This is a genomic window from Variovorax glucosi (genome assembly GCF_051216695.1).
GTDB lineage: Bacteria > Pseudomonadota > Gammaproteobacteria > Burkholderiales > Burkholderiaceae_C > Variovorax.
In genome coordinates this window covers 1-1,137 of sequence record NZ_JBPJZE010000281.1, presented here as the reverse complement: position 1 = coordinate 1,137, position 1,137 = coordinate 1, and the positions used below count along the sequence as shown (strand labels likewise).

The following is a 1,137-nucleotide window of genomic DNA, read 5'->3' as shown; positions in this document are numbered from 1 at the left end:
GATCACGCCCTCGACCAGCCACTCGATCGCCTTCGGCTGGTCGACGGCCGGCGGATAGGGCGGGAAAAGCTCGAAAGGCGAGTCCGGATAGCGGATGAATTCCCCCTGTTTCACAGGCCCGATCGGGTCCAGTTTCTTCAGGTCTGCTATGGCTTCGTTGTTCTCTGGCATGGCTGTTCCCGACAGGTGGCGCTCGCGCCGGTAAAATTCAAGGCAACCGGAAAGGATAAAGCCTCCTCCGGTTGCAGCGAAGCTTTCATCCCAAAGGACCTTTCCATGTCTATGTTCACCGCGGTCGAAATGGCGCCGCGCGACCCGATCCTCGGCCTCAACGAGCAATTTGCAGCCGATACCAACCCCAACAAGGTCAATCTCGGCGTCGGCGTCTATTACGACGACAACGGCAAGCTGCCACTGCTGCAGTGCGTGCAGGCGGCCGAGCAGAACATGATGAAAGCGCCCACGGCGCGCGGCTACCTCCCCATCGACGGCATCGCCGCATACGACAACGCCGTCAGGGGGCTGGTCTTCGGCGCAGACAGCGAACCCGTTACCTCGGGCCGCGTGGCCACCATCCAGGCCATCGGCGGAACCGGCGGCCTCAAGGTCGGCGCTGACTTCCTGAAGAAGCTCAACCCCAACGCCAAGGTGCTGATCAGCGACCCGAGCTGGGAAAACCACCGCGCCCTCTTCACCAACGCCGGCTTCGAAGTCGAAAGCTACCCCTACTACGACGCCGCAAAGCGCGGCATCGACTTCGACGGCATGCTGGCCGCGCTCAACGCAGCCCCTGCCGGCACCGTCGTCGTGCTGCACGCCTGCTGCCACAACCCGACCGGCTACGACATCACGTCGCAGCAGTGGGACCAGGTCGTCGCCACCGTCAAGGCCAAGGGCCTGGTGCCTTTCCTCGACATGGCCTACCAGGGCTTCGGCTACGGCCTGAAGGAAGACGGCGCCGCCGTCGCCAAGTTCGTCGATGCCGGTCTGACCTTCTTCGTCTCGACCTCGTTCTCCAAGAGCTTCAGCCTGTACGGCGAACGCGTGGGCGCCCTGTCGGTGCTGTGCGAGAGCAAGGAAGAAGCCGGCCGCGTGCTGTCGCAGCTCAAGATCGCCATTCGCACCAACTACAGCAAC

General features: G+C 63.2%; 1 protein-coding gene. It reads left to right on the top strand.

Features of this window, described 5'->3' with window-relative positions:
- Positions 1-276 precede the first annotated feature (276 nt).
- A partial coding sequence (locus ACSFA3_RS24975; protein ID WP_435508039.1) for an amino acid aminotransferase occupies positions 277-1,137 on the top strand: 861 nt, incomplete at its 3' end.